Source organism: Vibrio sp. 1401 (assembly GCF_033340295.1).
Genome location: NZ_JAWOWF010000007.1, coordinates 67,933 through 92,316, shown reverse-complemented (window position 1 = coordinate 92,316; position 24,384 = coordinate 67,933). Strand labels below are relative to the sequence as shown.

General features: G+C 44.4%; 20 protein-coding genes and 1 pseudogene. 8 read left to right on the top strand and 13 right to left on the bottom strand.

Annotated elements, in window-relative coordinates; genetic code table 11:
• Nucleotides 1-128: 128 nt before the first annotated feature.
• From R7Z77_RS06120 to R7Z77_RS06090, 7 genes and pseudogenes are all read right to left on the bottom strand, one after another.
• Complete coding sequence (locus R7Z77_RS06120; protein WP_170889909.1) at nucleotides 129-920, bottom strand: LytR/AlgR family response regulator transcription factor; 792 nt, start codon at nucleotides 918-920, stop codon at nucleotides 129-131.
• 15 nt (nucleotides 921-935) lie between these two features.
• Entirely contained in the window at nucleotides 936-1,958 is a 1,023-nt protein-coding gene (locus R7Z77_RS06115; RefSeq protein ID WP_170889910.1) for a sensor histidine kinase, read from the bottom strand.
• Nucleotides 1,959-3,305 carry a hypothetical protein gene (locus tag R7Z77_RS06110; protein WP_213967954.1) on the bottom strand — a complete coding sequence of 449 codons (1,347 nt, stop codon included), beginning with the start codon at nucleotides 3,303-3,305 and terminating at the stop codon, nucleotides 1,959-1,961. It lies immediately after the preceding gene.
• A 45-nt stretch (nucleotides 3,306-3,350) separates the two neighbouring features.
• Nucleotides 3,351-4,136: pseudogene (locus R7Z77_RS06105) on the bottom strand (outer membrane lipoprotein-sorting protein).
• Complete coding sequence (locus tag R7Z77_RS06100) at nucleotides 4,129-5,397, bottom strand: ABC transporter permease (RefSeq protein ID WP_258650713.1); 1,269 nt, start codon at nucleotides 5,395-5,397, stop codon at nucleotides 4,129-4,131. Before R7Z77_RS06100 ends, R7Z77_RS06105 begins: the two are co-directional and overlap by 8 nt.
• Nucleotides 5,385-6,083 carry an ABC transporter ATP-binding protein gene (locus tag R7Z77_RS06095; RefSeq protein ID WP_213967533.1) on the bottom strand — a complete coding sequence of 233 codons (699 nt, stop codon included), beginning with the start codon at nucleotides 6,081-6,083 and terminating at the stop codon, nucleotides 5,385-5,387. The genes R7Z77_RS06100 and R7Z77_RS06095 overlap by 13 nt, the downstream gene beginning before the upstream one ends.
• A 9-nt stretch (nucleotides 6,084-6,092) precedes the next feature.
• On the bottom strand, nucleotides 6,093-6,761 hold the full coding sequence (locus R7Z77_RS06090) for a hypothetical protein (RefSeq protein WP_318136618.1): 669 nt from the start codon (nucleotides 6,759-6,761) through the stop codon (nucleotides 6,093-6,095).
• Nucleotides 6,762-7,153: 392 nt separating this feature from the next.
• On the opposite strand from R7Z77_RS06090, the gene rodA reads away from it, so the two are divergent.
• Nucleotides 7,154-8,236, top strand: a complete 1,083-nt coding sequence (gene rodA / locus R7Z77_RS06085; RefSeq protein ID WP_213904671.1) for a rod shape-determining protein RodA — start codon at nucleotides 7,154-7,156, stop codon at nucleotides 8,234-8,236.
• Nucleotides 8,237-8,309: 73 nt separating this feature from the next.
• Here the strand turns inward: rodA and R7Z77_RS06080 are convergent, their stop codons facing one another.
• From R7Z77_RS06080 to R7Z77_RS06070, 3 genes are all read right to left on the bottom strand, one after another.
• Complete coding sequence (locus R7Z77_RS06080) at nucleotides 8,310-9,026, bottom strand: YebC/PmpR family DNA-binding transcriptional regulator (protein WP_005374482.1); 717 nt, start codon at nucleotides 9,024-9,026, stop codon at nucleotides 8,310-8,312.
• A gap of 135 nt (nucleotides 9,027-9,161) precedes the next feature.
• Nucleotides 9,162-9,371: a DUF3283 family protein gene (locus R7Z77_RS06075; RefSeq protein ID WP_005374484.1), complete on the bottom strand. Its 210-nt coding sequence runs from the start codon at nucleotides 9,369-9,371 to the stop codon at nucleotides 9,162-9,164.
• Nucleotides 9,372-9,471: 100 nt separating this feature from the next.
• Nucleotides 9,472-11,370 (bottom strand): ATP-binding protein, encoded by a 1,899-nt coding sequence (locus tag R7Z77_RS06070; RefSeq protein WP_213967532.1) that lies wholly within the window; start codon nucleotides 11,368-11,370, stop codon nucleotides 9,472-9,474.
• 68 nt (nucleotides 11,371-11,438) lie between these two features.
• On the opposite strand from R7Z77_RS06070, the gene R7Z77_RS06065 reads away from it, so the two are divergent.
• Nucleotides 11,439-12,194 (top strand): substrate-binding periplasmic protein, encoded by a 756-nt coding sequence (locus R7Z77_RS06065; protein ID WP_005374490.1) that lies wholly within the window; start codon nucleotides 11,439-11,441, stop codon nucleotides 12,192-12,194.
• Nucleotides 12,195-12,262: 68 nt separating this feature from the next.
• Here R7Z77_RS06065 and ribA read toward each other — a convergent pair whose 3' ends face one another.
• Entirely contained in the window at nucleotides 12,263-13,324 is a 1,062-nt protein-coding gene (gene ribA, locus R7Z77_RS06060) for a GTP cyclohydrolase II (RefSeq protein WP_017635221.1), read from the bottom strand.
• Nucleotides 13,325-13,557: 233 nt separating this feature from the next.
• On the bottom strand, nucleotides 13,558-13,755 hold the full coding sequence (locus tag R7Z77_RS06055) for a PA3496 family putative envelope integrity protein (protein WP_005374493.1): 198 nt from the start codon (nucleotides 13,753-13,755) through the stop codon (nucleotides 13,558-13,560).
• 361 nt (nucleotides 13,756-14,116) lie between these two features.
• On the opposite strand from R7Z77_RS06055, the gene R7Z77_RS06050 reads away from it, so the two are divergent.
• The 3 genes from R7Z77_RS06050 to R7Z77_RS06040 are packed head-to-tail and all read left to right on the top strand — an operon-like array spanning nucleotide 14,117 to nucleotide 16,367.
• Nucleotides 14,117-14,965 (top strand): ABC transporter ATP-binding protein, encoded by an 849-nt coding sequence (locus R7Z77_RS06050; RefSeq protein WP_005374497.1) that lies wholly within the window; start codon nucleotides 14,117-14,119, stop codon nucleotides 14,963-14,965.
• Between the two features lie 2 nt (nucleotides 14,966-14,967).
• Nucleotides 14,968-15,900, top strand: coding sequence for an ATP-binding cassette domain-containing protein (locus tag R7Z77_RS06045; RefSeq protein ID WP_017821873.1), 933 nt, complete (start codon nucleotides 14,968-14,970; stop codon nucleotides 15,898-15,900).
• Entirely contained in the window at nucleotides 15,900-16,367 is a 468-nt protein-coding gene (locus R7Z77_RS06040) for a transcriptional regulator (protein ID WP_213967531.1), read from the top strand. The genes R7Z77_RS06045 and R7Z77_RS06040 overlap by 1 nt, the downstream gene beginning before the upstream one ends.
• Nucleotides 16,368-16,656: 289 nt before the next feature.
• Here R7Z77_RS06040 and R7Z77_RS06035 read toward each other — a convergent pair whose 3' ends face one another.
• On the bottom strand, nucleotides 16,657-18,627 hold the full coding sequence (locus tag R7Z77_RS06035; protein ID WP_017635223.1) for a replication initiator protein RctB domain-containing protein: 1,971 nt from the start codon (nucleotides 18,625-18,627) through the stop codon (nucleotides 16,657-16,659).
• Between the two features lie 1,238 nt (nucleotides 18,628-19,865).
• Between R7Z77_RS06035 and R7Z77_RS06030 the strand changes: the two genes are divergently transcribed.
• The 3 genes from R7Z77_RS06030 (at nucleotide 19,866) to R7Z77_RS06020 (ending at nucleotide 24,198) form a co-directional block, all read left to right on the top strand.
• On the top strand, nucleotides 19,866-21,083 hold the full coding sequence (locus R7Z77_RS06030) for an AAA family ATPase (protein WP_005374503.1): 1,218 nt from the start codon (nucleotides 19,866-19,868) through the stop codon (nucleotides 21,081-21,083).
• A gap of 7 nt (nucleotides 21,084-21,090) precedes the next feature.
• On the top strand, nucleotides 21,091-22,065 hold the full coding sequence (locus R7Z77_RS06025; RefSeq protein WP_042522297.1) for a ParB/RepB/Spo0J family partition protein: 975 nt from the start codon (nucleotides 21,091-21,093) through the stop codon (nucleotides 22,063-22,065).
• Between the two features lie 105 nt (nucleotides 22,066-22,170).
• On the top strand, nucleotides 22,171-24,198 hold the full coding sequence (locus R7Z77_RS06020; protein ID WP_213967529.1) for a tRNA(Met) cytidine acetyltransferase TmcA: 2,028 nt from the start codon (nucleotides 22,171-22,173) through the stop codon (nucleotides 24,196-24,198).
• The last annotated feature ends 186 nt before the right edge of the window (nucleotides 24,199-24,384 follow it).

The following is a 24,384-nucleotide window of genomic DNA, read 5'->3' as shown; positions in this document are numbered from 1 at the left end:
CTTCGGAGAAATCGTCGCTATAAAACAATAAAAGCGCCTAACGTTATATGACTTAGGCGCTTTTTGTTTTCGTTGCTGAAACAAATGAGCAGCGAGTTTACAGTGTAAAGAGTGAGCAGTTCTAGCGATTACATTCCTTTGAATAAACTTTGAGATGCACGGCTCACAGGGAGCTTGTTTTCTCCAACGTGCACAAACATTCTGCCAGCAAAGTCTTTGTTTACTTTGCTAATTTTGCACACTTGCACCACGCTTGAACGGTGCACTTGCCAGAACTGTTCTGGGTTAAGCTGCCCTATCAACTCTTTCAACGATGTACGAATCAAATACTCCTGCACTTTGCCTTGTCCTTGTTGGGCATACACAGAAACGTATTTTTCTTCCGCTTTGAAATACAACACATCAGACGTGGCGATCAGATGAATATCTTCCCCTTGCGTCGCTTTGATCCACTGAAGATATTGCGGCGCTTGTGGAGCGGATAATTGCTGCAACTGTTCTAACAGGCTGCTCATCTGCACATTACTGCTTTCTTGCTCTCGCTTAGCAAGGCGTGCTTTCACTCTTTCACACGTCGTCAGAAGGCGCTCATCAGAGATAGGCTTGAGCAAATAATCGGCGGCATTTTGCTCAAAAGCTTTGATGGCGTAATCATCGTACGCAGTGACAAACACAATCAAAGGTGGATTGGCGAGTTGATTGAGTTTTTGCGCTAATGTCATGCCATCCAAAACTGGCATACGAATATCGAGAAACGCAATATCAGGTTGGTTTTGCTCAATGGCTTGCAACGCTTGTTCACCATCGGCGACTTTGGCTATCACCTCTAGCTCTGGCCACACTTCAGCTAGGCTTTTATCAAGATGACGCCTCAATAGCGGTTCATCATCAGCAATAATGACAGTAAACCCTGTATTCATTCCTTTCTTCCTTGATTACGATTCCATTGGCCAGCTCAGGCGAACACAAACGCCACCCTGAACAGACTCACTGATAGAAACCTCTCCTTGCCCTGCGAACAAAGCTTCAACTCGCTGCTTGAGATTACTTAGACCCACGCCAGAGCCCATGTGACCACTCACGTGATTCAAGCCAACACCCGTGTCTCTGACTTCAATCTTCAAGTTCTGTTGTTCGCGCTTGATGAGCAAGCTGACTTCACCACCCTCTCGCTTCGGCTCAATACCATGGATGATGGCGTTTTCGATTAAAGGTTGGAGCATCATCGGCGGTAATTCGGTTCTGCCTAACCCCTCTTCCACTTCAATCTTGTAACTGAGTCGGTCACCCAAACGAGTTTGTTGGATGCCTAAGTAAGCCTCAAGTAACGCCGTTTCATTGTCTATGGTGGTGTGTTCTTCGCGTGAGCTTTTTAGCGTTGCACGCAGTAGCGCGGTTAACTGTTCTAGCATCAGCTTGGCTTTATCGACATCTTGCGACATGAGCGCGCTGATATTTGCCAAAGTATTGAATAAGAAATGCGGTTCAATCTGGCTTTGCATCTGCTTAAGCTGACTTAGCAACAGCGCACGATCTTGCTCTGCTTTCTCGCGCTTGATGGCTTCCAACTCTCGTTGAGCAACCGCCTCTTTCTCACGCGAGTAAAAATAGAAATAACACATACCGCTAAACAGTAATCCCATTAAGCCAACAGGGATCATATCGGAGATACCAAAATACTCTCCGAGCCAAAATTGCGCATTAATCACCCCAAACAATAAACAGGCAACAAGCGAACACACCACTTCTATCATACGTGGGATGGTTGGAAATAAACGGTCAATCAACCATGAGAAGAAGATAGCCGAATAGCCAAATCCAAAGCTAACCGCCACATGAATGTAAAATGGACCGCCCCAAACCGAGAGCGTCATTGCTGCGATAAAGAGACAAAATGCCGTGGTCACTAATAAGCTACGCGGCCATCCACTTTTCACCACTGATTTTGCTGAACACATTTAGAATTTCCCTTTGATGTTAAATACAATCATATGCTTATCATTGATTTGTGCGTAAGCAGATTGGTCGTCTCCGGTTAAAAAGCGTGCGGCAACTTCCACTTCTACACTTTGATCGCCGGTATCAATCCATTGGTAGTTAAGCCACTGCGTGACAATCACACCGCCATCTTGGGGCGACAGCATCACATCCAACGTAGGGGTTACATCACTTAGCCAGCCCATATTCGCTTTGCCGTTCCATGCAGCCCATGCTTCCACATCCCAACTCCAGTGCAGCATTAGGCTATGCTGAACGATATTGGCATGCTGAAACCCTTGGGCGTAGCTTGTCGCAAGTAGAGCGCTGCTAGCCAATAGAGAGTTGTTAGGATCAGGGATCTGAGAGAGTAATTCGCCGCGCTCTATTGCTTGTTGCCATTCGCTTTTCGACCATGCACGGCTGTCGTACCAATATTCGGCAATCACGTTGTGTCCAGCTTGGTTTGCCCAGTTCAATCCAATTAAGGCTTGGAATGCGCTGCCCTGCTCCTCAACCGAAACGGGTTGGTAAAGATCACCCTGCTGAAACTGATAGCCAACACTTTGCTTTTGCCACAGCATGGAACCGTGCATGGCGATGGATTCATCCCACACCGCAATGGCACTGGCTCCGAGTAAACCTCGGCGCACATCATCGTAATAACCAATAAGTTGATACTCGGTATCACCCACCAGCGCATAACGACGAATACCAACACCTTGCTGCTCTGCGGCTTGATCAAGTGCACTCTGGTCTTGTTGCCCCCAGCTTGAATCCGTCGCAATGACTGTCCACTCGCCGGCCATATCGTAGTGTGAAAGTGAAAACACGCCCGCCCCCTCTTCTGCGACTAAGCCAACCGGGTTTTGTCGATAAGGCTTAAACAGGTCCAAAGGTCGGTAGCCATAACCCACTCCCCAATCCACGCGCAACTTACCCAAACTCACATCAAGTGTAGTGTCACCGACTTGCCACTCCCCTAGCCAAGCCAACTCTCGAATCAACAGTTGGTTATCAGCTTCACTCCACCAATCACTCTCTCCTTGTTGGTTGAGGTACAACCCTTGGCTGTACAGAGCAAACAAGCCACTAAAGTTCTGATAATTCACCTGCACATCCAACAGTGCATTAAGTGAATCACGAGAACTGCCCTGCGCCTGCATAAGCGCACTGTCACGCTGCTTAGCGGTTTCGTAACTGACAGCCCAATCCCACTCAAAACTCAGCTCATCATTGGCAAAAACTGGGGCTGCTGCGCCCACACACAACGACGCAGCAATCAACAAACTGGTGCTTTTGTTAAGGTTAGGCTGGTGCGATTTCATGTGACTTCCTTGCTCGTTTTCATGGTTCTATTTACGAAGCTCAGACTAAAGCTGAGTCGTGTTGGCTTTCGGCAAATAACTTGGGTTGTAGAACTTGTTATCTAGCTGCCAAGGCACGATTTCTTGGTACTCGATAACGGTCTTTTTGCTCGGCTGAATGCTATCAAGCAAGGTCATCTCACTGACGTAGTCTTCACCGTTGTCAGTTGCACGTCCGTATTGCGCTTGCTTGGCGAGTTTGCCAGAGCGCAGGTAAAGATCAGCTTTAATTGGAAACGCATCTTGCTCAGACAACTACAAGTCGATCTTCTGATAGCTCGCCCCTTTGGTTTTCGCGGTTAAAGCAAGGTGATAAGCCGCGACACTTTCCCCGTTTACCGAAACGGTTTCTGTCGCTTTCCATTCACCTTGATAATCTTGGCTCCACGTCAGAGTTGAGATGTCGCCGATAGACGCTTCACCAAGCAGCTTCTGCATTGGCGTAATGCGAATCGGACGGCGACTCTTCGGCATTTGTAGCCAGTAGTTGTCGCCCATCATCAACATCTTTTGCCCTGCTTCAACCGCCGATTTGAATACCACCAGCGATTCTCGATTTGGGCGTGTGTACACGTGGTAAAGGCGGGTTTTATCTAACTCTTGGTCTTGATATAAGCGCACCAGAGACACCACTTTGGAGGAATCATCTTGCAAGCGGTAGCTATCCGCTTTTTCAATCAATTGCGCGACTTGCTGTGCATCTAGCGCTGTTTCATTCGCACTGGCATTCATGCTTGCCATGCCGCTTACCGTCAGCAGTGCAATTGGTAATAGTGATTTGAAATTAAACATAAATCAGTGCCTCCGTAATTGGCTTGTTCACCCCTTTGCGCGCCGAGAAAAACGCCGTAACCAAACAAATCATCAATACTGCGAATCCTGCGACAGCGACCAGCTCCCAAGAGAAGTAAATCGTCAATGGATAACCTTCTGTGCGTCCTGGCGGTGGCGGCATTTGCACATCCACGACCATCAGTAAGACGGTGACTAACGCAGTAAACAAAGCGCCGATTAAGCTGCCAATCACGGCAAGTAACCCTGCTTCGCGCAAGAACCCAGCAATGATTTCGCGAGGGTAGCTACCAAGTGCTGACAGGGTGCCAATTTCACGGGTGCGTTCCGTTACCGACATGGTCATGGTGTTGAACAGGGCGACAAAGACCACCAGCGCCATTACTGCTCCCATGATGCCGAAGATACGGTCGTACAAATCTTTCACTTTGAGATAAAAGAACGCACGTTCTTGCCAAGGCGTAATTTCAATATCTTGATCACCAAAGTTCTGTTTTTGCTTACTCAGAACCGAAGCCACTTGTTGCTCGACTTGGTTAGTTAAACTGGTATCGAACAGAAAGACAGATAACGCACTGACTTTGTCTGAACCGAGCAGCGATTGCGCGCTGTTGATATGCACGTACAGTTGGCGTTTATCAAGCTCAGGCACGCCGGTTGAATAGATACCACGAACTTTGAAGTCATACGCGTTCAATGCGCCGTCGGTAGTGGTCGCCAGCAAGGTAATCCAATCGCCAACGTGCACACTTAGATTGTTCGCCAAATCAACGCCGAGCATCACTTCTGGCTCTGCTGGGTCATAACGCGATGCATGAATGTTGGACAGCGTTTGCCCTTCACGCACGTCTAAAAACGGTCCTTTCATATCGAATTCGCGTTCGTTAACGCCAATGCCGATAAAGATCGATGATTTGTTACCGTTGGAAATCAACCCACTGAACTCAACTCGTGGCTGCACGCCTCGCACTTCGTTTAAGCCAATCAATTGCTTGGTAATGTCGTCTGCATGAGTTAAACCGTTACTCAGCGGCATCTCTTCTTCTTTAGCGAAGTAACCTGGCGTGGTTAACGTCAGATGCCCCGTGTCACGTGCTGTCGACTCTTTCAAACTGTCGTAGGTGTAAAGACCAAAACCACCCGCACTGGTTAACGCAAACACGGCAATGGCGATGATCAGCATCGACAACAAACTGCGGCGGCGATTGCGTTGCAGGTTCAACCAAGCAAGGCGAACGGAAACTGGAATTAGCTTGCCCATGAAACCTCCTCCACACTCGCGTGCGTTTGGGTAATTTTGCCATCCACCAATTCAATGGTGCGATCACAGCGGGATGCCATACGAGGGTCGTGTGTGGCGACGATAAAAGTGGTGCCAAGCTCATGTCCAAGCCCTTTCATAATGTCGATGACCTTGTTGGCAGTTTGGCTATCAAGACTTGCGGTTGGCTCATCAGCAATCACCAACGCTGGTTTGTGCACTAACGCACGAGCAATTGCCACGCGTTGCTGCTGACCGCCAGATAGGTTATCGGGCATGTGATGAATAAACTCACCCAAGCCAACGTGTTCTAGCATTTGTGTGGCGAGCTCGGTTTGTTCTGCTTTTGAAAAGCCATTGAGATGCAGCGGATACGCCACGTTCTCCAACGCTGTCATCACAGGGACAAGATTGAATTTTTGAAATACAAAGCCAAGCTTTTCACGGCGCATTTTCGCCGCCTGCATTTGTCCAGTTGGGTATGGGTTGCCTGCAAACGTCACCTGACCTTGGTATTGAGTATCCAGCATGCCAAGCACGTTAAGTAGGGTGCTTTTGCCTGAACCAGACGGTCCGCATAATGCCACCATTTCGCCAGCAAATACTTCCCCAGACACCTCTCGCAATGCACGCACCGTTTGGCTGCCAAGGGCGTAATCGCGGCTAAGTTGATTAAAAACGATCATGACGCCTCCCTAATACTTGGCTAACAACGCTTTCGCGGTTTGCGTTTCTAGATTGCTGTCGCCCAATTGCTCCATTTGCGCTAACCATATTTTGGCTTGTTGAACATCTTCAGCGCGCAGTGCCGCTTCAATGGCATAACGGTAAATCCACGAAGTAGCCGCGAAAGGTTGTTGGCTAAAACTCGGTTCATCGAGCAGAGAAAGGTACAGCTCGTAGCCACGCTCAAAGTGATTGAACATGTCTGGCAGAGAGGTAAACGTAGTAGCTGCCATGGCGGTAGCTAGCTGGTATTCCGGCAAGCCTTGTAAGCGTTGTTGCTCTTGCAGTGGTACTGGCTGATTCGCCATTAAATCCAAACCTTTTTGGATTGTGGCAAGACCACGCTCGGTAAACTTCATCTTGTTCCAAGGCATAAACGCCTCACGACCTTGCAACGTCTCCGCACTGCCTAAGTAAACCAAGGTCACTGGCGTTGCGCCATGCTCTTCGAGTTGTTTGGATAATTCGCCGTAAACGGTATCAACTAAGCCAGAGTCACCTTGCGCTGCTTGGTTGAATTGACTGAGTGTGCGCTCGCTTGGATTAGCCAGAGCCAAATTGCTGCTGAGTGCAAATGCGGCGATAAACGTACTTGCCAGTTTAAGAGCTTTGATTGAGCGAGATTGAGAAACCATCATGTACTGTCCTTAGTTGAACGTGATTTGATGGTTTCAGGTTAAGGGAGAAGATCGCACGCTGCTTTTGCATGCGACCAATGGCAGTTATGCGGAGTGAATGGTATTGAGAGAGGATGAATGACATTCACTTAAACAGAAAATACAATTCCGTTCATTCGTAACGCTACATTTTTACGGCAGTCACAATAAAAACACTGGCTTAAAATCTGAGGCTAGTGTATTTATCCATCCCACAACTACCCATAACAGACAGTGCGCACTCTCCTTTCTTACACACCTTTACATGGTGTCTGTTGTTTCCAAATCGAGATTCTTAGCATCGGAATAGTTTGAACTCTTCGAGTTTTAGTTGTTTTCGCACTCAAAATAGGTGCGTTATTAGGTCGTTGACAATGAATAAGCGTTATTTCCCAAGAGTTGATTTGCCACTACTCATGGCGATCATTCCGATCATGCTGTTAAGTTCGCTCACTCTCTGGAGTGCCAGTAGCTTTAATGAGGCGATGCTCTTCAAACATTTGGCGCGCTGCGGACTGACATTAGTTTGCATCTTGGTCATGTCCTCGATTCCAGCGTCCAGCTATCAGCGCTCAGCTCCATATCTCTACATTATTGCGGTTGCGCTACTACTTGCTGTTGCTTTATTTGGTGATAGCACCAATGGCTCTCAACTTTGGCTCGATATCGGCTTCTTCCGCTTTCAACCGTCTGAACTAATCAAACTTTCCATTCCAATCATGATCGCCTGGATGCTTCATATTGAAGGAGGTCGACCAAACAGTCGGAAAATTGCGTTTTGCTTACTTATTACAATGATTCCTGCCGGGTTAATCGCGCTACAACCGGATTTAGACGGTGCAGTTTTTACCATCATTTATGCATTGTTCGTTTTGTTTTTGGCTGGCATGAGCTGGAAAATAATCTGCGGGTTTATTGCAAGCATTTTAACGTTAGCACCTATTTTATGGTTCTTCGTTATGGAAACCTATCAAAAGAGCCGTGTAACACAGTTCTTGCACCCTGAGTCCGATCCACTGGATTCGGGCTACCAAATCATCCAATCTTTGATTGCGATTGGCTCAGGCGGTATGAAAGGCAAAGGTTGGATGAATGCAACGCAGGGAACACTTGGCTTTATTCCAGAAAGTCATACGGACTTTATTTTTTCGACCTATGCGGAAGAATGGGGCTTTGTTGGCAGTTTAGTCTTACTCGCATTGTACTTGTTTATTACTGCACGCGTTATGTTGCTTGCATGTCAGTCTGACCACTTTTTTAGTCGGCTGGTAAGTGGCGCATTAGCGATGAGCTTTTTTCTGTATGCTTTTATCAATACGGGCATGGTGAGTGGCTTGTTGCCAGTAATGGGTAGCCCACTTCCCTTCTTTAGCTATGGCGGCACGGCGATGCTAACTCAAGGTATCTGTTTTGGTGTAATCATGTCGCTGTGTTATTCCAAATATCGTAACGCATAGCTCTGCTTGAGAAAAAGCGATCAAAAAAAGGCTTCCCTGAGGAAGCCTTTTTACAACGATATGAGCGAGTTAATTACAGCTCTGCGTTGTGGTAGACCTGCTGAACATCATCACAGTCATCTAGAAGATCTAGGAATTTCTGGAACTTCTCAGCATCTTCACCCGATACAGGCGTATGAGTTTGCGGAACGAATGTGATTTCTTCAACATCGATCGTTAGATCTGGGAATGCACCGTTAAGCGCAGTTTTTGTTTTGAAGAATTCTGTGTGAGGTGCGAATACAGTGATAACACCGTCTTCTAGCTCAACGTCAGTAACGTCTACGTCTTCCATCATTAGCGTTTCTAGGATGATTTCATCATCGTCGCCTTTGAACTGGAATACCGCTTGGTGGTCGAACATGTGAGAAACCGAGCCCTCAACACCAATTTTCGCACCGACTTTCACAAAGCATTGGCGTACATCTTGGAAAGTACGGTTACCGTTGTCTGTTAGACAGTCAACGATAACGCTAGTACCGCCAGGGCCGAAGCCTTCGTAACGTGCTGGAGTGTAGTCTTCACCACCGCCACCGTTCGCTTTGTCGATCGCTTTATCGATAACGTGCGCAGGAACTTGGTCTTTTTTCGCTTTTGCGATCAGGTGTTTCAAAGACAAGTTCATGTCTGGATCACCACCACCGTTTTTCGCGCACATGTAAATTTCTTTACCGTATTTGGAATAAACTTTAATTTTCGCGCCTGCAGTTTTCGCCATAGAGGCTTTGCGCACTTCAAAACTTCTTCCCATCGGGATGTCTCTCTAAATTCAAATTTAATGCGAAGGATTTTAGCAAAAAGCGAAACCTTTTCAATTTCGCTTAGCAAAGGAATAGGGAGGTTACCTCATTCGTCGCATTGGATTGAACCATTGCCACGGTTCGCGTTAAGCGACACCCATTACTCGTTTGTACTTTTCGACCGATTGCTGGAAAAACGCCTTTTCATCAGCATCGTTAATCTTGGACAACTGTTCTTCTATTGCTTCAGGACCAGATTTGGCCTCTCTGAGCTTCCAAACCAAAAACGACGCCTGCTTATCCAGTTCGATTTTGTTTTTTTCGTCAGGCGGCAATAGGGATAGATTAAACGACATTCACAGCCTCAAGGTACTTTAAATACTAGCCGGGCACTATATCACACAGAGTTACAATTACAGAATAGAAACGCACTTAACTTGATCGATTTCAAGTTAACTATTTAGGCACAGCGCTGATTTTCAGTGCTTTTGGTAAATGCTGTTCGAATATTTGTTGTAATCGAGTCTTGGTAACGGGTTTAGCCACGAACTCGTTCATCCCAACATCGAAGCAATGTTGCTGCTCCTCTTTAATGACATTGGCACTTAGCGCAATAATTGGAACGTGTTTCCCCCACTCTCCCATTTTTCGAATTCGCTCCGTAGCAATAAACCCATCCATCACAGGCATTTGGCAGTCCATAAAAATCAAATCGAAAGGCTGCTGGTCACACAGCTGCAATGCTTCTTCGCCATGGTTGGCGACACTCACTCGCACACCCAGTTTTTCTAACATGATGCGAACTACCTTCTGATTGACGATGGTATCTTCAACAACCAATACCCAAGGTTTATCATTATCTTGAGGGCTGATTTCGTTGTCTTCCGCTTTCCGGAAATCTAATACATTAAGTTGGTCGGTATAGGTCGATTGCGCATTTATTACAGCAACAGGAATCGAAAATTCAAAACAGCTTCCCAGCCCAAGCTCACTTGTTAGTTGTATTTCCCCTCCCATCAAGTTAACCAACTGTGCAGCTATCGCCAAACCAAGCCCTGTCCCACCATACTTTCTGGTGGTACTACCATCAGCTTGTTGGAAGCGTTCGAAGATTGCTTGTTGGTGCTCTTTCGCAATACCAATACCAGAATCCACAACTCGAAACCGGATATGAGCGGTCTCTCCATCAAGTCGAGATAACGCTACAAGAAGCTTCACATGGCCGCGCTCGGTAAATTTAATCGCGTTGCTCAACAAATTGTTCAGAACTTGTTTCAATCGTGTGGCATCACCTTGCACTTCCGTTGGCAAGTGAGGATCAATATCGCTGAGCAGCTGTAAGTTTTTCTGCTTGGCTTTGACACTATGTAAACTGATGACATAGTCAAGTAGCTCGCGAAGCTCATAGCTCGTGTATTCCAGCTCTACTTTGCCAGCTTCAACTTTAGAGAAGTCCAAAATGTCGTCGATGATCGTCATTAGTGAGTGAGAAGAACTGTCAATGATCTCTACAAACTCTTTTTGCTGGGGATCGAGGTCGGTGTCATTGAGCAACGACGACACACCAATAATGCCATTCATCGGTGTGCGGATCTCATGACTCATAGTGGCAAGAAACTCACTTTTCTTACGATTAGCGACTTCTGCCCTATCGCGTTCAGCCTCTAACTCAGTCTGGTGCTCTTTCACTTTCTCAACACTTCGGTTGTATTTCTCTGCCAAAACACTCACTTCATCAAAGCACCATCGTTTAGGGAGAGTCACTTTACTCGGCACTGTACCGCCACGAAAATCGCTCACCGCACCAGACAGCAATTGTAACGGATTGACCAACAAGCGAAACGCCACCCAAAGAACACCAATGATGAGGACAAGAATTTTGATCGCTTCTGTCGTAAGTAGAAAAAAGAACTGCTGCCAAAGATCTTCATATATCGCGCTAAGATCCGATTGAACCGTTAATATCGCGAGATCATACGTTTTATCGCCGACCCGATACTGCATCGGCCAGCTTCTCTCGACAACATCCTCAGAAAGCGCCGAACCTAATTCAATGATAACTTCGTCTTCACTAGCAATACGTAAGTAGTCCACCGAGGGCATACGCATTGCACCTTGAGCTTGTGTCAGCAACAGCTCCCTATCCTCTACCCACAAACTCGCAGAAAAACTCGATAAATAGCTAGACTCAACCTGCTTTAATTCAACATCTAAATGGGCTAAATCTTCGTGAAAAACTCGATATAAGCTCACTGTAGAAATGATGACCGTAAAGATTAAACTCAACGTTAATACCGCCAACATAAGTTGGTTGCCGATACTAAAACGACGTTGAGATCGCTCTTTTTCATCCATATGAAACCGCTCCGATAAACTTGCGCTACTCTAAATATAGCTACGCACAAATAATAATCGAGGATACGATGAAAAGACTTCTACTTAGATTGGCTTTTAGCTTAATTGTTGTAAGTTCTCATGTGACCGCAAATCAAGTGAACTATTACGTCATTGCTGAACAAGCTCGACCATTTCAAATTGAACAACAGGGACAAATGCACTCAGGGATTGTGACCGATATCGTCAGCGCTATCTTCGCGGAGTCGGATTACCAAGTGAATTATCATACTTATCCATTTAAACGTATGATTTCCATATTGGAAGAAGGCGCTGAGCCAAACTGGTTAACTTATGGCAGCCCGAACTGGGGCAAGGTGCAATCGGAAAATTTATCTGAGGAGCCCATTTACACTGTAAAACATGTACTGGTGTCGAGTAGCGAGAAGCCTTTAGAATTCAAAAATATGGATACGATGCATGGTCGTTCTATTGTATTACTGCTGGGGTTTGATTATCCAAATTTAACACCGTTCTTTGAAAATGGCAGTGTCAATGAAATGCGCGTGAAAGACTACAACGCCGCATACCGAGTGATAAGCCGAACCCCTGGAGATACAGCTTTTGTCGAGATGGAATCCCGAGTCCTTTACAACTTAAAGCGACTCAATTTGCCGTTAGAGAATTTTCAGATACAGCCTTTCAGCTCGGTTATTCCTGACTACTCAATCTACCTGGCTTTTTCACCTCAAATGCAACCAGAAACTCAAAATTACATCAATACACGACTCGTTGAATTAAAAGCCTCAGGGGAAATTGATGAAATCATTCAAAAGTATCAATGAATCAACTCATTAACAAAAACGCCAACGATGATACGTTGGCGTTTTTGTTTCTGTAAAATCTGTAGCACTTACTTAGTGTGGTTAACAAACTTAGGATCAAACATGTGCCCCAATTTACTCGCCTTGGTTTGCAGGTAATGTTGATTACTTGGGTTATTCCCTTCTTGTAATGGCACTCGTTCAATGACGTTAATATCAACCGCTTTTAAGGCGGCGAGCTTGCGTGGGTTATTCGTCATTAGACGCACAGCGTCAATCCCCAAATGCTCTAGCATTCCTTTACAGAACGCGTAATCACGCATATCAGCGGCAAAACCTAAACGTTCATTTGCTTCCACGGTATCTGCGCCATCATCTTGTAAGTGATAGGCACGAATTTTATTAATCAAGCCGATTCCACGTCCTTCTTGACGTAAATAAAGCAGCACGCCACATCCCTCTTTGACGATGTTTTGTAGCGCTCTATTAAGCTGAAAACCACAGTCACAACGCGTGCTAAATAGAGCATCTCCGGTAAGACACTCCGAATGCAACCGAATAAGTGGTGCTGCACTTTTTGTTGGCTCGCCATAGACCAGAGCAAGATGCTCTTTATTTGTCGCGGCTTCAATAAAGCCGTACATCATAAATGTGCCCCACTGGGTGGGCAATTTGGCTTTATCGATAAACTTCACGAGATTGTAAGGCTCAACATGTCTCAGCTCTGCCCGCACATTCATCAGAATCTCTCCTAGATGATTTTCTCCTTTACCATCTCCCCCGTCTCCCCAAAAGGCATCTTTATGAGAATGCTCTGTTAGGCAAGCGTTACCCGTTCTCATTAATTGCTGCGCTAATGGTGGATTTTGTAGAAACTTTTCCCTAACGATGAAAGCCATAACAGCCAACTTTATATCGTCCCAATCGCTTCTGACAAAGTGTTCGTATTTACGGCTTAAAGCAAACGCTTCATCAGGGGTGCTTGCGTGCTGAATTTTACTTTGCAACTGAGCATCGAGAAACTTTTGGGCTTGGTAATAATGTTCGCTGGTGGGCCAAGTTTGGGAGGAGATATTGACTGGGGCATGGCAAAAGTTTGAGAGAAAACCGTGGGGCTCATCGGGTTCATAAAAAAGGATTTGATCAACCATACTTGCGCTCCTTGCTTTGTGGTTGCGATAATCAACAAAAAGCATATCGCTACTGATATATCTAGTAACACAAGGTCAGATTGTCAAACTTCTTCGGGACGTGAGTGTGAAACTCGTGCTTTTGAGGCGCAAGACAGATAAATGGAGGTTTTGAATAAGAGAGTAATAGAGTGAAAAAATAAAAAGGGCAGTCCGTCGACTACCCTATGGGTTGCTAAACCAACCTGAGGCGATCAGTGTATCAAGCCAAGCTCCCTTGCTTCTTCAATGGTCAACCCACTTTCACGGATCTCACGTAACGCTTCAATGCGTCTTCTGGCTTCTGCTGATTTCACTGTTTTCTCTGGCTTCACAACGGTTTCCTCATCAGGTAATTCCCATTTGTGAGCGATGTTGGTCATCTCGTCATGGTCGATAGAATTAATGGACATATTTCCTCCGAACACACCATGTTTTCGATGCGTAATCTATAGCAAAACCGGAACAAGGTGGTAAGAAAAACTGTAGGGAAATGTGACCCCTCCCGCCCTTTCGTTAACTCCTTAATAGATTCATCATTTAAGTTTTGCCAAGGGACAAATTTACGATTAAATTTGAGTAATTACCCCTACGAAAAGTGTGCTGATCTAGCTCTCAATTCTGCTCTTCTTTAGTTTTATCAACGACGCATTACACCACTTCCTGTTTCACCTAACTTTCGAGTCACTTCACTGATTCATAGCTTGATACTTTCTAAAAACCGCCACACCTGATAATGATAATAATTATCTTTTAGATTGATAAGGTGTTTATATGGATGGTATTAACTTAAGTCATGCATACCACAATGACCCGGTCATCCAGATCCGAGATTTGTGCGTCGATTACATCACTGATAATGGTGATTTTAATGCGGTAAAGTCCGTCAGCTTTGATATCGGCAAAGGCGAAGTATTTGGTCTTGCCGGTGAATCTGGATGTGGTAAAAGCACAATCGCATTCTCAATAAATCGTCTTCATAAGCCGCCAGCGTTCATTTCTGGCGGTAAAATATGGTTTGATGGCAAAGATATCCTTAGTATCTCAGACTCTGAACTGACCGCTCTAAGGTGGAGTGAAATCGCCATGGTGTTCCAGAGCGCGATGAACTCACTCAACCCTGTCTTAACGATACAAGAGCAATTTGCAGATGTGTTACGACACCATCAAGGCCTCACTAACGCTCAAGCAAAAGATAGAGCAGAAAAGTTGTTGGACTTGGTCAATATTCCTCGAGAACGCTTAGCAGAATATCCTCATCAATTTTCAGGAGGAATGCGTCAGCGCTTGGTGATAGCCATTGCTTTGTCTCTAAATCCAAAACTGATCATTATGGATGAACCCACAACAGCATTAGATGTAGTGGTACAGAGAGAAATTTTACAGCAAATTTATCAGCTTAGAGATGAGTTCGGTTTTTCAGTCCTCTTTATCACTCATGACCTGGCACTCATGAGCCAACTATGTGATCGAATTGCAATCATGCGTCACGGAGAAATCGTCGAAGTCAATCGAGCATACGATATACGCAATCATCCTCAACACCCCTACACGCAAAAGCTATGGGCTTCTTTCCCAAACATCCATGACGTCCACAAACAACCAGAGTTACAAGGAGCGTAACCATGAGCCAGCCTATCATCCAAATGAAAAATGTGATTAAAGAATTCAAAGTGGGCGGTGGTTTAGCGAAAGAGGAAACCTTTCGTGCGCTTCAAGGAGTGACTTTTGATCTGTACGCAGGAAAAACCTTGGCTTTGGTTGGAGAGTCAGGCTGCGGTAAGAGTACTTGCGCTCGTTTAATAACCAAAGTCTATCCTGCAACGGAAGGCGAGATCCTTTTCAATGGCACTGACATAAATGAGATCACGTCACGATCGGCTCTACAAGAATATCGCAGTAAAGTACAAATGGTGTTTCAAGATCCGTTTGGCTCTCTCAATCCAACTCATACCATTCGCCATCACCTAACACGTCCTTTAAAAATTCATAAACAAGTCAAAAACGAGCGCGACATCCCAGCCCGCTTGGAAGAGCTTCTAAAGCTGGTGGAACTACCTGAAGAGACATTGAATAAGTTCCCTCACGAACTCAGTGGTGGGCAACGTCAGCGAGTAAACTTAGCAAGGGCTTTAGCGGTAGGTTCGCAAATCATTCTTGCGGATGAGCCTACGTCTATGCTGGATGTTTCTATTCGCTTGGGAGTGTTGAATTTAATGCAACGAATGAAGCAAGAACTGGGAATTGGTTTTTTATACATCACACATGATCTGGCGACTGCGCACTACATCGCGGAAGAAACCGCAGTAATGTACAAAGGGCAAATCGTTGAATGGGGCGACACTCATTCAATACTTAAGAATCCGCAGCATCCTTATACTAAGCTGTTGATTTCTGCCGTTCCTGATCCTGACTTACCTTTTGGTAACTTAGTGAAAAATGAGCCAAACTATTCGATAGATGCCGATGAAATTCGTCAACGTAGCAGCATAATTGTCGACGAATTTGATCAAATAGGGCCAAATCACTATGTAAAACAATGGACTGAGGCAGCGTAATGGATTTGAGTACTTGGCAAGATCAAATCGCCATGTGGTACGAACAGCGGAAACATGATCAAGTAGAAAAATTGGAAACGATCTTATATCAGGTGCCTGATGACGTGTTTGGACCCGAATTGAGTGATCTTCAAAGTAAAGCGATTGCTTGCTGGTTGGATGGATGTTTACGCGTGTTTCAACATGCAAGCTACCAAGACCCTCAGAAAGCATATCAAACCTTGCTTTATACGAGTGCAAAGCTTGAACAAGCAGCATGCCAAGTCTCGACTGATATTCTGATCAAAGATTGGTGTTTGAGACGACTTCAGCATCTCACCGTTGTGGCGTTAGAGTTTTGTAATCAGCAGTGTGATCAAAACAAGTGGCAGCAACAAGCCCATAGCTTAATCGAATCACATGTTGCGTTGATGCGTTCATTACATTGGAATGAACCCAAGAAGCATGATCAAGGTTTACCTCATTAGTCCGGAAAAATGATCAAGGCTTAATTAGCGGAATTTTAGGCAAAAAAAAGCGAGTTTCCTGAGGAGAAACTCGCGAAGTCTATTCAGAATGAATGTAACAATATGAGCCAATCTATTAATCATCAGAAAGGACAAAAGGTTGTCTATTCGGGATAAATAGTAGTATTAGGCTTGGCTTCTAATGTCAGTGGTTTGTAAGAGTTAAGTCTGTTTTTTATCATCGAAAGACATTGTTACATTTCAAACCGATACATCACACCTATAGCTTGATACACATCAAGCGACACTTTTAAATCGCCATTTCATCCAAGGCACGAAATACCATTTCATCCATGTGACCATCGAAGATTTGACGACAAACTTTCCGACGCACCGCTAACCCCGCAATCAAGCGCTCGATGGTAAGATGCTTAACATCGTTCTGGGTGTTAAACAGCTCGACGGTTTTACTTAATGTCTCATAAGGAATCGGCTCATCCCCTACCCTTAGCCAATCGAGCTTCTCTATGTAATCTGAGCACTCTTCTTTGATTGAGGCATAGGAGTGCCCTGTCATCGCAGACAAAGCCGTTATACTGCGTTCTAGAGCCTCTGGTGAGGTATATTTAGATAGAGTAATGGTGATCTCATCAGCATTGATCTCTACCAAATGTTTTCTTTGCTTCACGCGTCGCCCTAAATTTCCTCTTGGAGACGGTGCTTTGCGTTGAATGGGCTCAAATTCGCCGTCTATGATGCCTGAGAGCTCCTCAAGCTGTTGTCGGGTTACCATCTCATTACGAAGTGGATTTGGCAGCGTAGGCGCCATGTTACGCTTTCCTGCGTTGGTCGTTCGCGCTCGCGAGTAACGTAAGACCTCTTCGACATCACATTTGATGTCGATCTGGTAGTCCATCACTTTGTCATTTTCGATCATGGTTTCGATCGTCAGGTGATAACCCCACAAATTAACGACGAATAGATCATCATTCCCTTTTCCATCAGACAACCGCTTTAGTTCTCGGATCAGATCCATGGAGAAACGTCGCCATTCAATGTTACGTGCAAGTTTCTGGTTTAACTCACTCAGTAGCATGCAATCCGTGTGACGACGAACCATGCGACTACGGAAGAAAGAGTACAGTTGAAACACCAAAGTATGTTGTTTCAAGATCTCTGGTGGGAACAAGAAGAAATAATCGCGTGTTAGTAGTTCTTCGTAGAACGACGGTTCCCACACCAAGATGTATAAGTTGGGTTTAATACGAATTTCGCCATCACTGCCCTCAACGGGCGCTTCTTCTGAAGCCGTGATGGTACGGGCTAAGAAGCGGAAGCGGTCACTCTTAAAGCCTTCGGGCATGTTTTCACTTAGCCAACGTCCAGTAAGTTCATGGAGCTGAAAATCAGTGAATTCAATGCGATCAATGCTATCGCGAATGGAATCACGAGCTGGGCCACTGTCTTTTTTGCCTCTGAGCGACAAAATATCAGTGATGTATAGCGGCGTTTTGTTTGGTACGTGAGCCGCATCAAGTTGATACTGATCTTTGTGATGATCATGGTACTGAACTGTTAACGTGAAGAGAGCGAACAGGGTCATGAGATCATCCACAGTCATGATATTTTTGGATGATCGCGTCTCAATAACGGCTTTTGTGCCAGAGATCGACACCATGGATTTCTGATAACTTTTTCGAGTTCTTGGTGGCGCAAGTGCTTGGTCAATTATCCCAGCCCAATTTGTTGGAGATACAACAAATTGATCGGCTTCATCTTTCATCGTGGGAGGTGTGTTTAACCCGTGCTCATTCAACAAACGTTTGTTTACTTGAGTCTGAGCCAATGCTTTCGAACGTTTTTGTTTCTCGTTCTGGCGAACTTTGTCGGTAACAAGACTTGTTGCTCCCAACACAGATATAAGCTGATTGGGATTCACAAATTTGTGTAGCATCGTTTTACCAGCAAGTCCCTCTTCAAAACGCACTGGAGTTTGAGTAAATAAACCAATATTTACTGCCGCGCGCAAACGTTGTTGCAGGGCTGCACGTGTGAGTTGCCCATCTGTTGCTTCCACAATCTCTGTGGTTGAAACCAAACCATCCTTGCTGCTGAAGCCTCGTAATGAGATCAGATTAAGCAACTCTAAGATGCTTTTGGTCACCCCTTTGAAATGTTGGTACTGCTCTACCCAATCCGCAGAGGATTCATGTACCTCAAAAAGATGGCCATCTTTGTGGCTTCTCGGTGCTTTAATCAGAATTTTTTCATCAGCCGTCATTTTAGATCCAGATCACACTAGCCGTAGTTGTGCTATGGTTCCGAAGAATAAAGAAAAACAGATCATAAATAAAGAAAAAAGATTGTTTTTTAAATAACTGATCTTTTTGATTAATCTGATCTTAATTGATTATATGATCTAATGATCTGGCTTGAAATCTCTCGCTAAGCTTTTGTTCTATAAGACTATTATTTCCATGTGTTTCGGAACTATGATCATAAGAAGTCTGAAAGTATGATCAACAATAACCTGAAAGCATGATCATATTTATTCGTAAGCATGATCATTAAGGTTATGAAAAGATGATCAAAAGAGTCTTGAAACGATGATCATGATGTTTTTACAGGTTATCCACAGATGCAGTATTTAATAATGATCTTCACGATGATTATATTGTGCATTGGTGATGTTATTTATACTCGGATCGATGATCAAGAGCCAATATATCTATCGTTCTGGCGCCCATATTGATGAGATATCACTCATCTGATTAAAATACATTCAAGTCGCTCATATTTAGAAGTAAATCCTAGTCTCTGCTTATTTACAGGAAGCATGATCATGAGAGCGTGATTTATCATAGCAACTTGAGCAATTTCATTGTTCCGGCTTCTATAACGTCAATTTCTGCTCAACCCCCCATTCTGTCTGCACTCAACCGTAAATCAGAGAAGAAAACTCATGCTTCCGAGAGATTCTAAGGTTTGATCATATTTCCGATTAATGGATCTTATTTTATTTGCGTGTTTACACCGTACTCTGCTCTATTTTTCCATGATCATGCTTTCGAATTTGCTTATTAACACGGAAGCATGATCATAAGCATACCTTGATCATACTTCCATAGATGTTTCGCTGGAACTGCCCTATTTTGCTCGGAGACATGATCAAGGTGTTCAGGTCTTTATTGTTCCGATATTACTTACTATTTTTCGTTTAAATTAGGTTGGTCTAACATAATCCGTAATTTAGCTTAAGATTATAATCGTTCCGGTAGAAAATTGATTTACATTGTAAATAAGTGACGCTGTAACACTTTTTATTTTTGAGTTTAGGTGTCCACTTATGAGAAGATTATTTGATTAAAAATAGTTATCTTTTTGACCATAAATCATAAAAGCGTCGATTTGGGTGTTTTTTTATGTGATGGTAATTCAAAATGTTCGTGCACCTTTTTGTTGTTTTTGGTCTTTACTGCTGTACAATTGCAATTATAAATCCTTCCAACGGAATTTGGCATGAAAAGAGAAAAAACGATTGAAAACCTTCTTGAGTTAGCGGAGCTGACTCAGCAGGTTCAAGCTGACCGTATTGAAATTGTTTTAGAAGAGCGAAGCGATAACTATTTCCCACCAATGTCGAAAGCGATGATGGAAACCCGTTCTGGTCTAACTCGCCGTAAGCTCGACGACGCGATTGGTAAAATGGAAGCCGCTGGGCATCAATTTACTAAAAACAACGCGAATCATTATTCAATTACGTTAGAAGAAGCACACATGCTCATGGATGCGGCTGAAGTGCCTAAATTTCATGAGCGTAAAAAGAATTCAGGTAACAAACCTTGGATTATTAATGTGCAGAACCAAAAGGGCGGTACAGGTAAATCAATGACCGCGGTTCATTTAGCGGCATGTTTAGCGCTAAATTTGGATAAACGATACCGTATTTGTTTAATCGACTTAGACCCACAAGGCTCGCTACGTTTATTCCTCAACCCGCAAATCAGCATGGCAGAGCATGATAATATCTATTCTGCGGTAGACATTATGTTGGGTAACGTGCCTGATGGTGTGGAAATTGACAGTGAATTTTTACGTAAAAACGTATTGCTGCCAACGCAATATCCGAACTTAAAGTCGATTTCAGCATTTCCAGAAGACGCGATGTTTAATGCGGAAGCATGGCAAACGCTATCTGAAGACCCATCACTCGATATCGTCCGTCTGCTGAAAGAGCAACTGATTGATAAAATTGCTGATGACTTCGATATCATTATGATTGATACCGGTCCACACGTTGACCCATTAGTATGGAATGCGATGTATGCATCAAATGCCTTGCTAATTCCTTGTGCGGCTAAGCGTCTGGACTGGGCTTCAACAGTAAACTTCTTCCAGCATTTGCCTACGGTATATGAAATGTTCCCGGAGGACTGGAATGGTCTTGAGTTTGTTCGCTTGATGCCAACCATGTTTGAGGACGACAATAAGAAGCAAGTTTCTGTTTTAACTGAAATGAACTATCTTCTAGGTGACCAAGTTATGATGGCTACTATTCCTCGTAGCCGTGCGTTTGAAACCTGTGCCGATACCTACAGCACAGTATTTGATCTGACAGTAAGCGATTTTGAAGGCGGTAAGAAGACACTAGCTACCGCGCAAGACGCTGTTCATAAAAGCGCACTGGAATTAGAGCGTGTGCTGCACTCTAATTGGCCGTCATTGAATCAGGGGTAATAAGTAAATGGCTTTGAAAACGTCTGAATTAAACGCGAAATTATTTGGCAAAACGAATAAGCGTCGTGTTGTGACTCCGCAAGAGGCGCAAACTGCGGCAAAAGAGAAAGCTCAAACGATTGAACTAGCAGTTGCAGGTGAAAATATTGTTCAGTTTGAACTTGTGCGTATTCCTGCAAATAAAGTTGCGACAGAAACAACAGTATTTGTTGATAACGCTCGTGAGCAATCGTTCTTAAACGAACATGCTTTATCTGATGTTTTAGTCACACTCAAAGAGCGTGGCCAACAATATCCAGCTGTGGGTCGTAGAACTGAAGATGGCAAGATCGAAGTTTTAGATGGTAGCCGTCGTCGCATGTCTTGTATCCTCGCTGAACAAGATTTTTTGGTTTATGTTGCTGACAACATCAATACTGACCATGCTAAGTTTTTGTCTGATGTGGCAAATGCTCACAAGCCGCTCTCTTTATACGAAAAAGGGAAAGAGATGCAAGCTAAGCTTGATAGTGGTGAAGCTGAGGATCAGAAAGCATTGGCAAAAATGTTCCAGTGCAGTGAAGCGTTGGTAAGTGGCGCTTTAAAAGCCGCAGCATTACCGTTAGAACTGCTTCAAGCGTATCCGAATGTTGGCGATCTCGGTCGCCCAACAATCGTGAAACTGCACAAACAGTTTTCAACGCTAACGCCAGAGCAACAGCAAGAGCTGTTAGATAAATGTCGCTCTAGCGAAGGATTCTTATGGCAGCGAAGCACAGCTCAAGGCGTTGCTCGTCTGACAAAAGAAGTCACGGAAAGCATCGAAAATTGGATTACTGAACTTGCACCAGCAAAACCTGGTAAGAAGACGGAAAAAGTCGACTTAGTTAAAGGTCGAGCAAGCTACAGCCGAAAAGGTAGCAGTCTGGCGTTGAACTTGAAGAAAGTTGACGACAGCTTGATGGAAGAGATTCTTGCCTTTGTGCAAAACAAGCTGCAATAACAAAAGATGATTGAATCAACCGCCTCCGGGCGGTTTTTTTATATCTGAGAAGCGTCAAATTAAAGATGTGATACCATTGCGTCAGTTCAACGTTGGATAGACAAAATGCAGACACAATCTGATTTCCTTTCATCACTTCAACAACAAGCTCACCAATCTTTCCAAAGATTCGGCATCGTCATTCAAGGCGAGTCTTCTTGGCAAGATGCATTGGTGTCAGAGTTCCATAAAACACAGATGTATCAACGTTGGTTTTGTGTCGGCGATTTTGGTTTGGAAAACGCATACAGTGTTTCGCCTAAACAAGGGCACATGTTGTTAGGCAGAGAGTGTGACGTTCTATTGTTTGATGCTCGAGATGGCTTTGACGCAAATAGTTTTACCGCCGCGCTTGGCTCATTGGTTGGCGGTGGCCTTCTTATTATCATTACTGAGCCGCGACAACCTACGAATTTTGCTCAGCAATGGATGCACAAACAATGGGAGAAGCTCGTTGTTATCGAGCAAGACAGAGCATTGCCAACGGCTCCAGACATCAAGCGAGCAGAAAAAGAAAGCCACTACACGGAACAAGAACATGCCATTTCTCTAATTGAAAAGGTGGTGACAGGACATCGAAAGCGACCGTTAGTTTTGACCGCTGATCGTGGGCGCGGAAAAACAAGTGCCCTCGGCATTGCGTGTGCGAGCTTATTACAGCAGAAGCCACTTAGAATCTTAATTACGGCACCATCTATAAAAGCCGTTGAGCCTGTTTACCTGCATGCTTTGCGGCTACTTCCTAATGCGCAGCGTATTAGGAAGGACAGATTAGAATCAGGGCAGGGATCCATTCAATTCATTGCTCCAGATGAACTATTATTGAGTCGACCTGAATGTGATTTGTTACTTGTCGATGAAGCGGCTGCAATTCCAGTTCCTATGCTCAAAAGCATTACCGAACATTATCATCGACTCGTTTTTTCTACGACTATTCACGGTTATGAAGGTTGTGGCCGGGGCTTTACGATTAAATTTGTTGATTGGCTTCAGAAACAGCGTTCGGGAATGAAAACATGGCACATGACACAGCCCATCCGCTGGAGCATGAATGATGCGCTTGAATCATGGCTCTATGACGCGTTTTTGTTGGATGCGGAGTTAACGCACCATCAACTTAAACAGGTCGACTCAATTTCCCTTTCTAAAGCCGATAAGAACTATTTGATATCGCAGCCTAGTTTGCTGCGTGAGTGCTTCGCTCTTTTGGTGAATGCTCATTATCAGACCTCGCCGAATGATTTGATTCACCTTTTGCAAGACGACAACATTCAGCTCTATTTTGCTAAGCAAGATAATGCGGTTGTGGGGGTGATATTAGCGGTCGAAGAGGGGGGCCTTGACGATGAATTGATTGAAGAAATCCAGCTTGGTAAGCGTCGTCCTAAAGGACACTTAGCCCCCATTACGATTGCAAACCACCTAGGATTTCCGAATGTCGCGAATCTATCGACGCTACGAGTCATGAGAATTGCGGTTCATCCAGCATTGCAAGGAAAAGGCATTGGTCAAAAAATTCTGCAGCAACTTGAGCAAATGGCTGCTAAACACATTGCCTACTTATCCACGAGTTTTGGTGCGACGGAAGAGTTGCTCTATTTCTGGCGACAATCGAACTTCCGTACAATTCGCTTAGGGTCAATGCGCGATGCTGCTAGCGGTTGTTATTCAGTCTTGATGGTCAAACCTTGTGATTCCCAACAGACGGTTTGGGTCGACCAATCTCAGGCGCTATTTGAAGAAATGTTGTCTAACAATGTGGCTGACGTCTATCCAAAATTAGAAGCCCCTATTTTTCGAGCTCTATTGCCGCAACCTTTGGGAATGAGTCCACTTCATCCCGCTAAGTTATTACTAATTGAATGTTATGCTGATGGTGGTAACAGTTATGAGTCTGTGTCTGTGTGGCTTCAGCAGTGGTTACTTAACTTAGGTTTGAACTCCGCTTCCGACTTGATGATCAGTAAGCTTTTTCTTAACCGTAGTTGGACTGAATGTGCTCAGCAATTTGGTTTACCTGGAAGAAGGCAAGTTGAGCAGCAGTTAAGGGGCGAAGTAAGGCACATTTGGAGCGATTTACACTGTAAACAATAAAGGGAAATTTACACTGTAAATGAAATTACTGGGAGCTGATTTTACACTGTAAATCCAGCTCCTTTTTGTTTCAGCGTTTATTTTGATTGAGCTTTAGGCTAAATCGAGTTTTCTCTTAATATCCTGTTTAACCGTTATTGATGGATTACTTTCTTTAGTGACGTGAGCCCTATAATAAGAAATGCG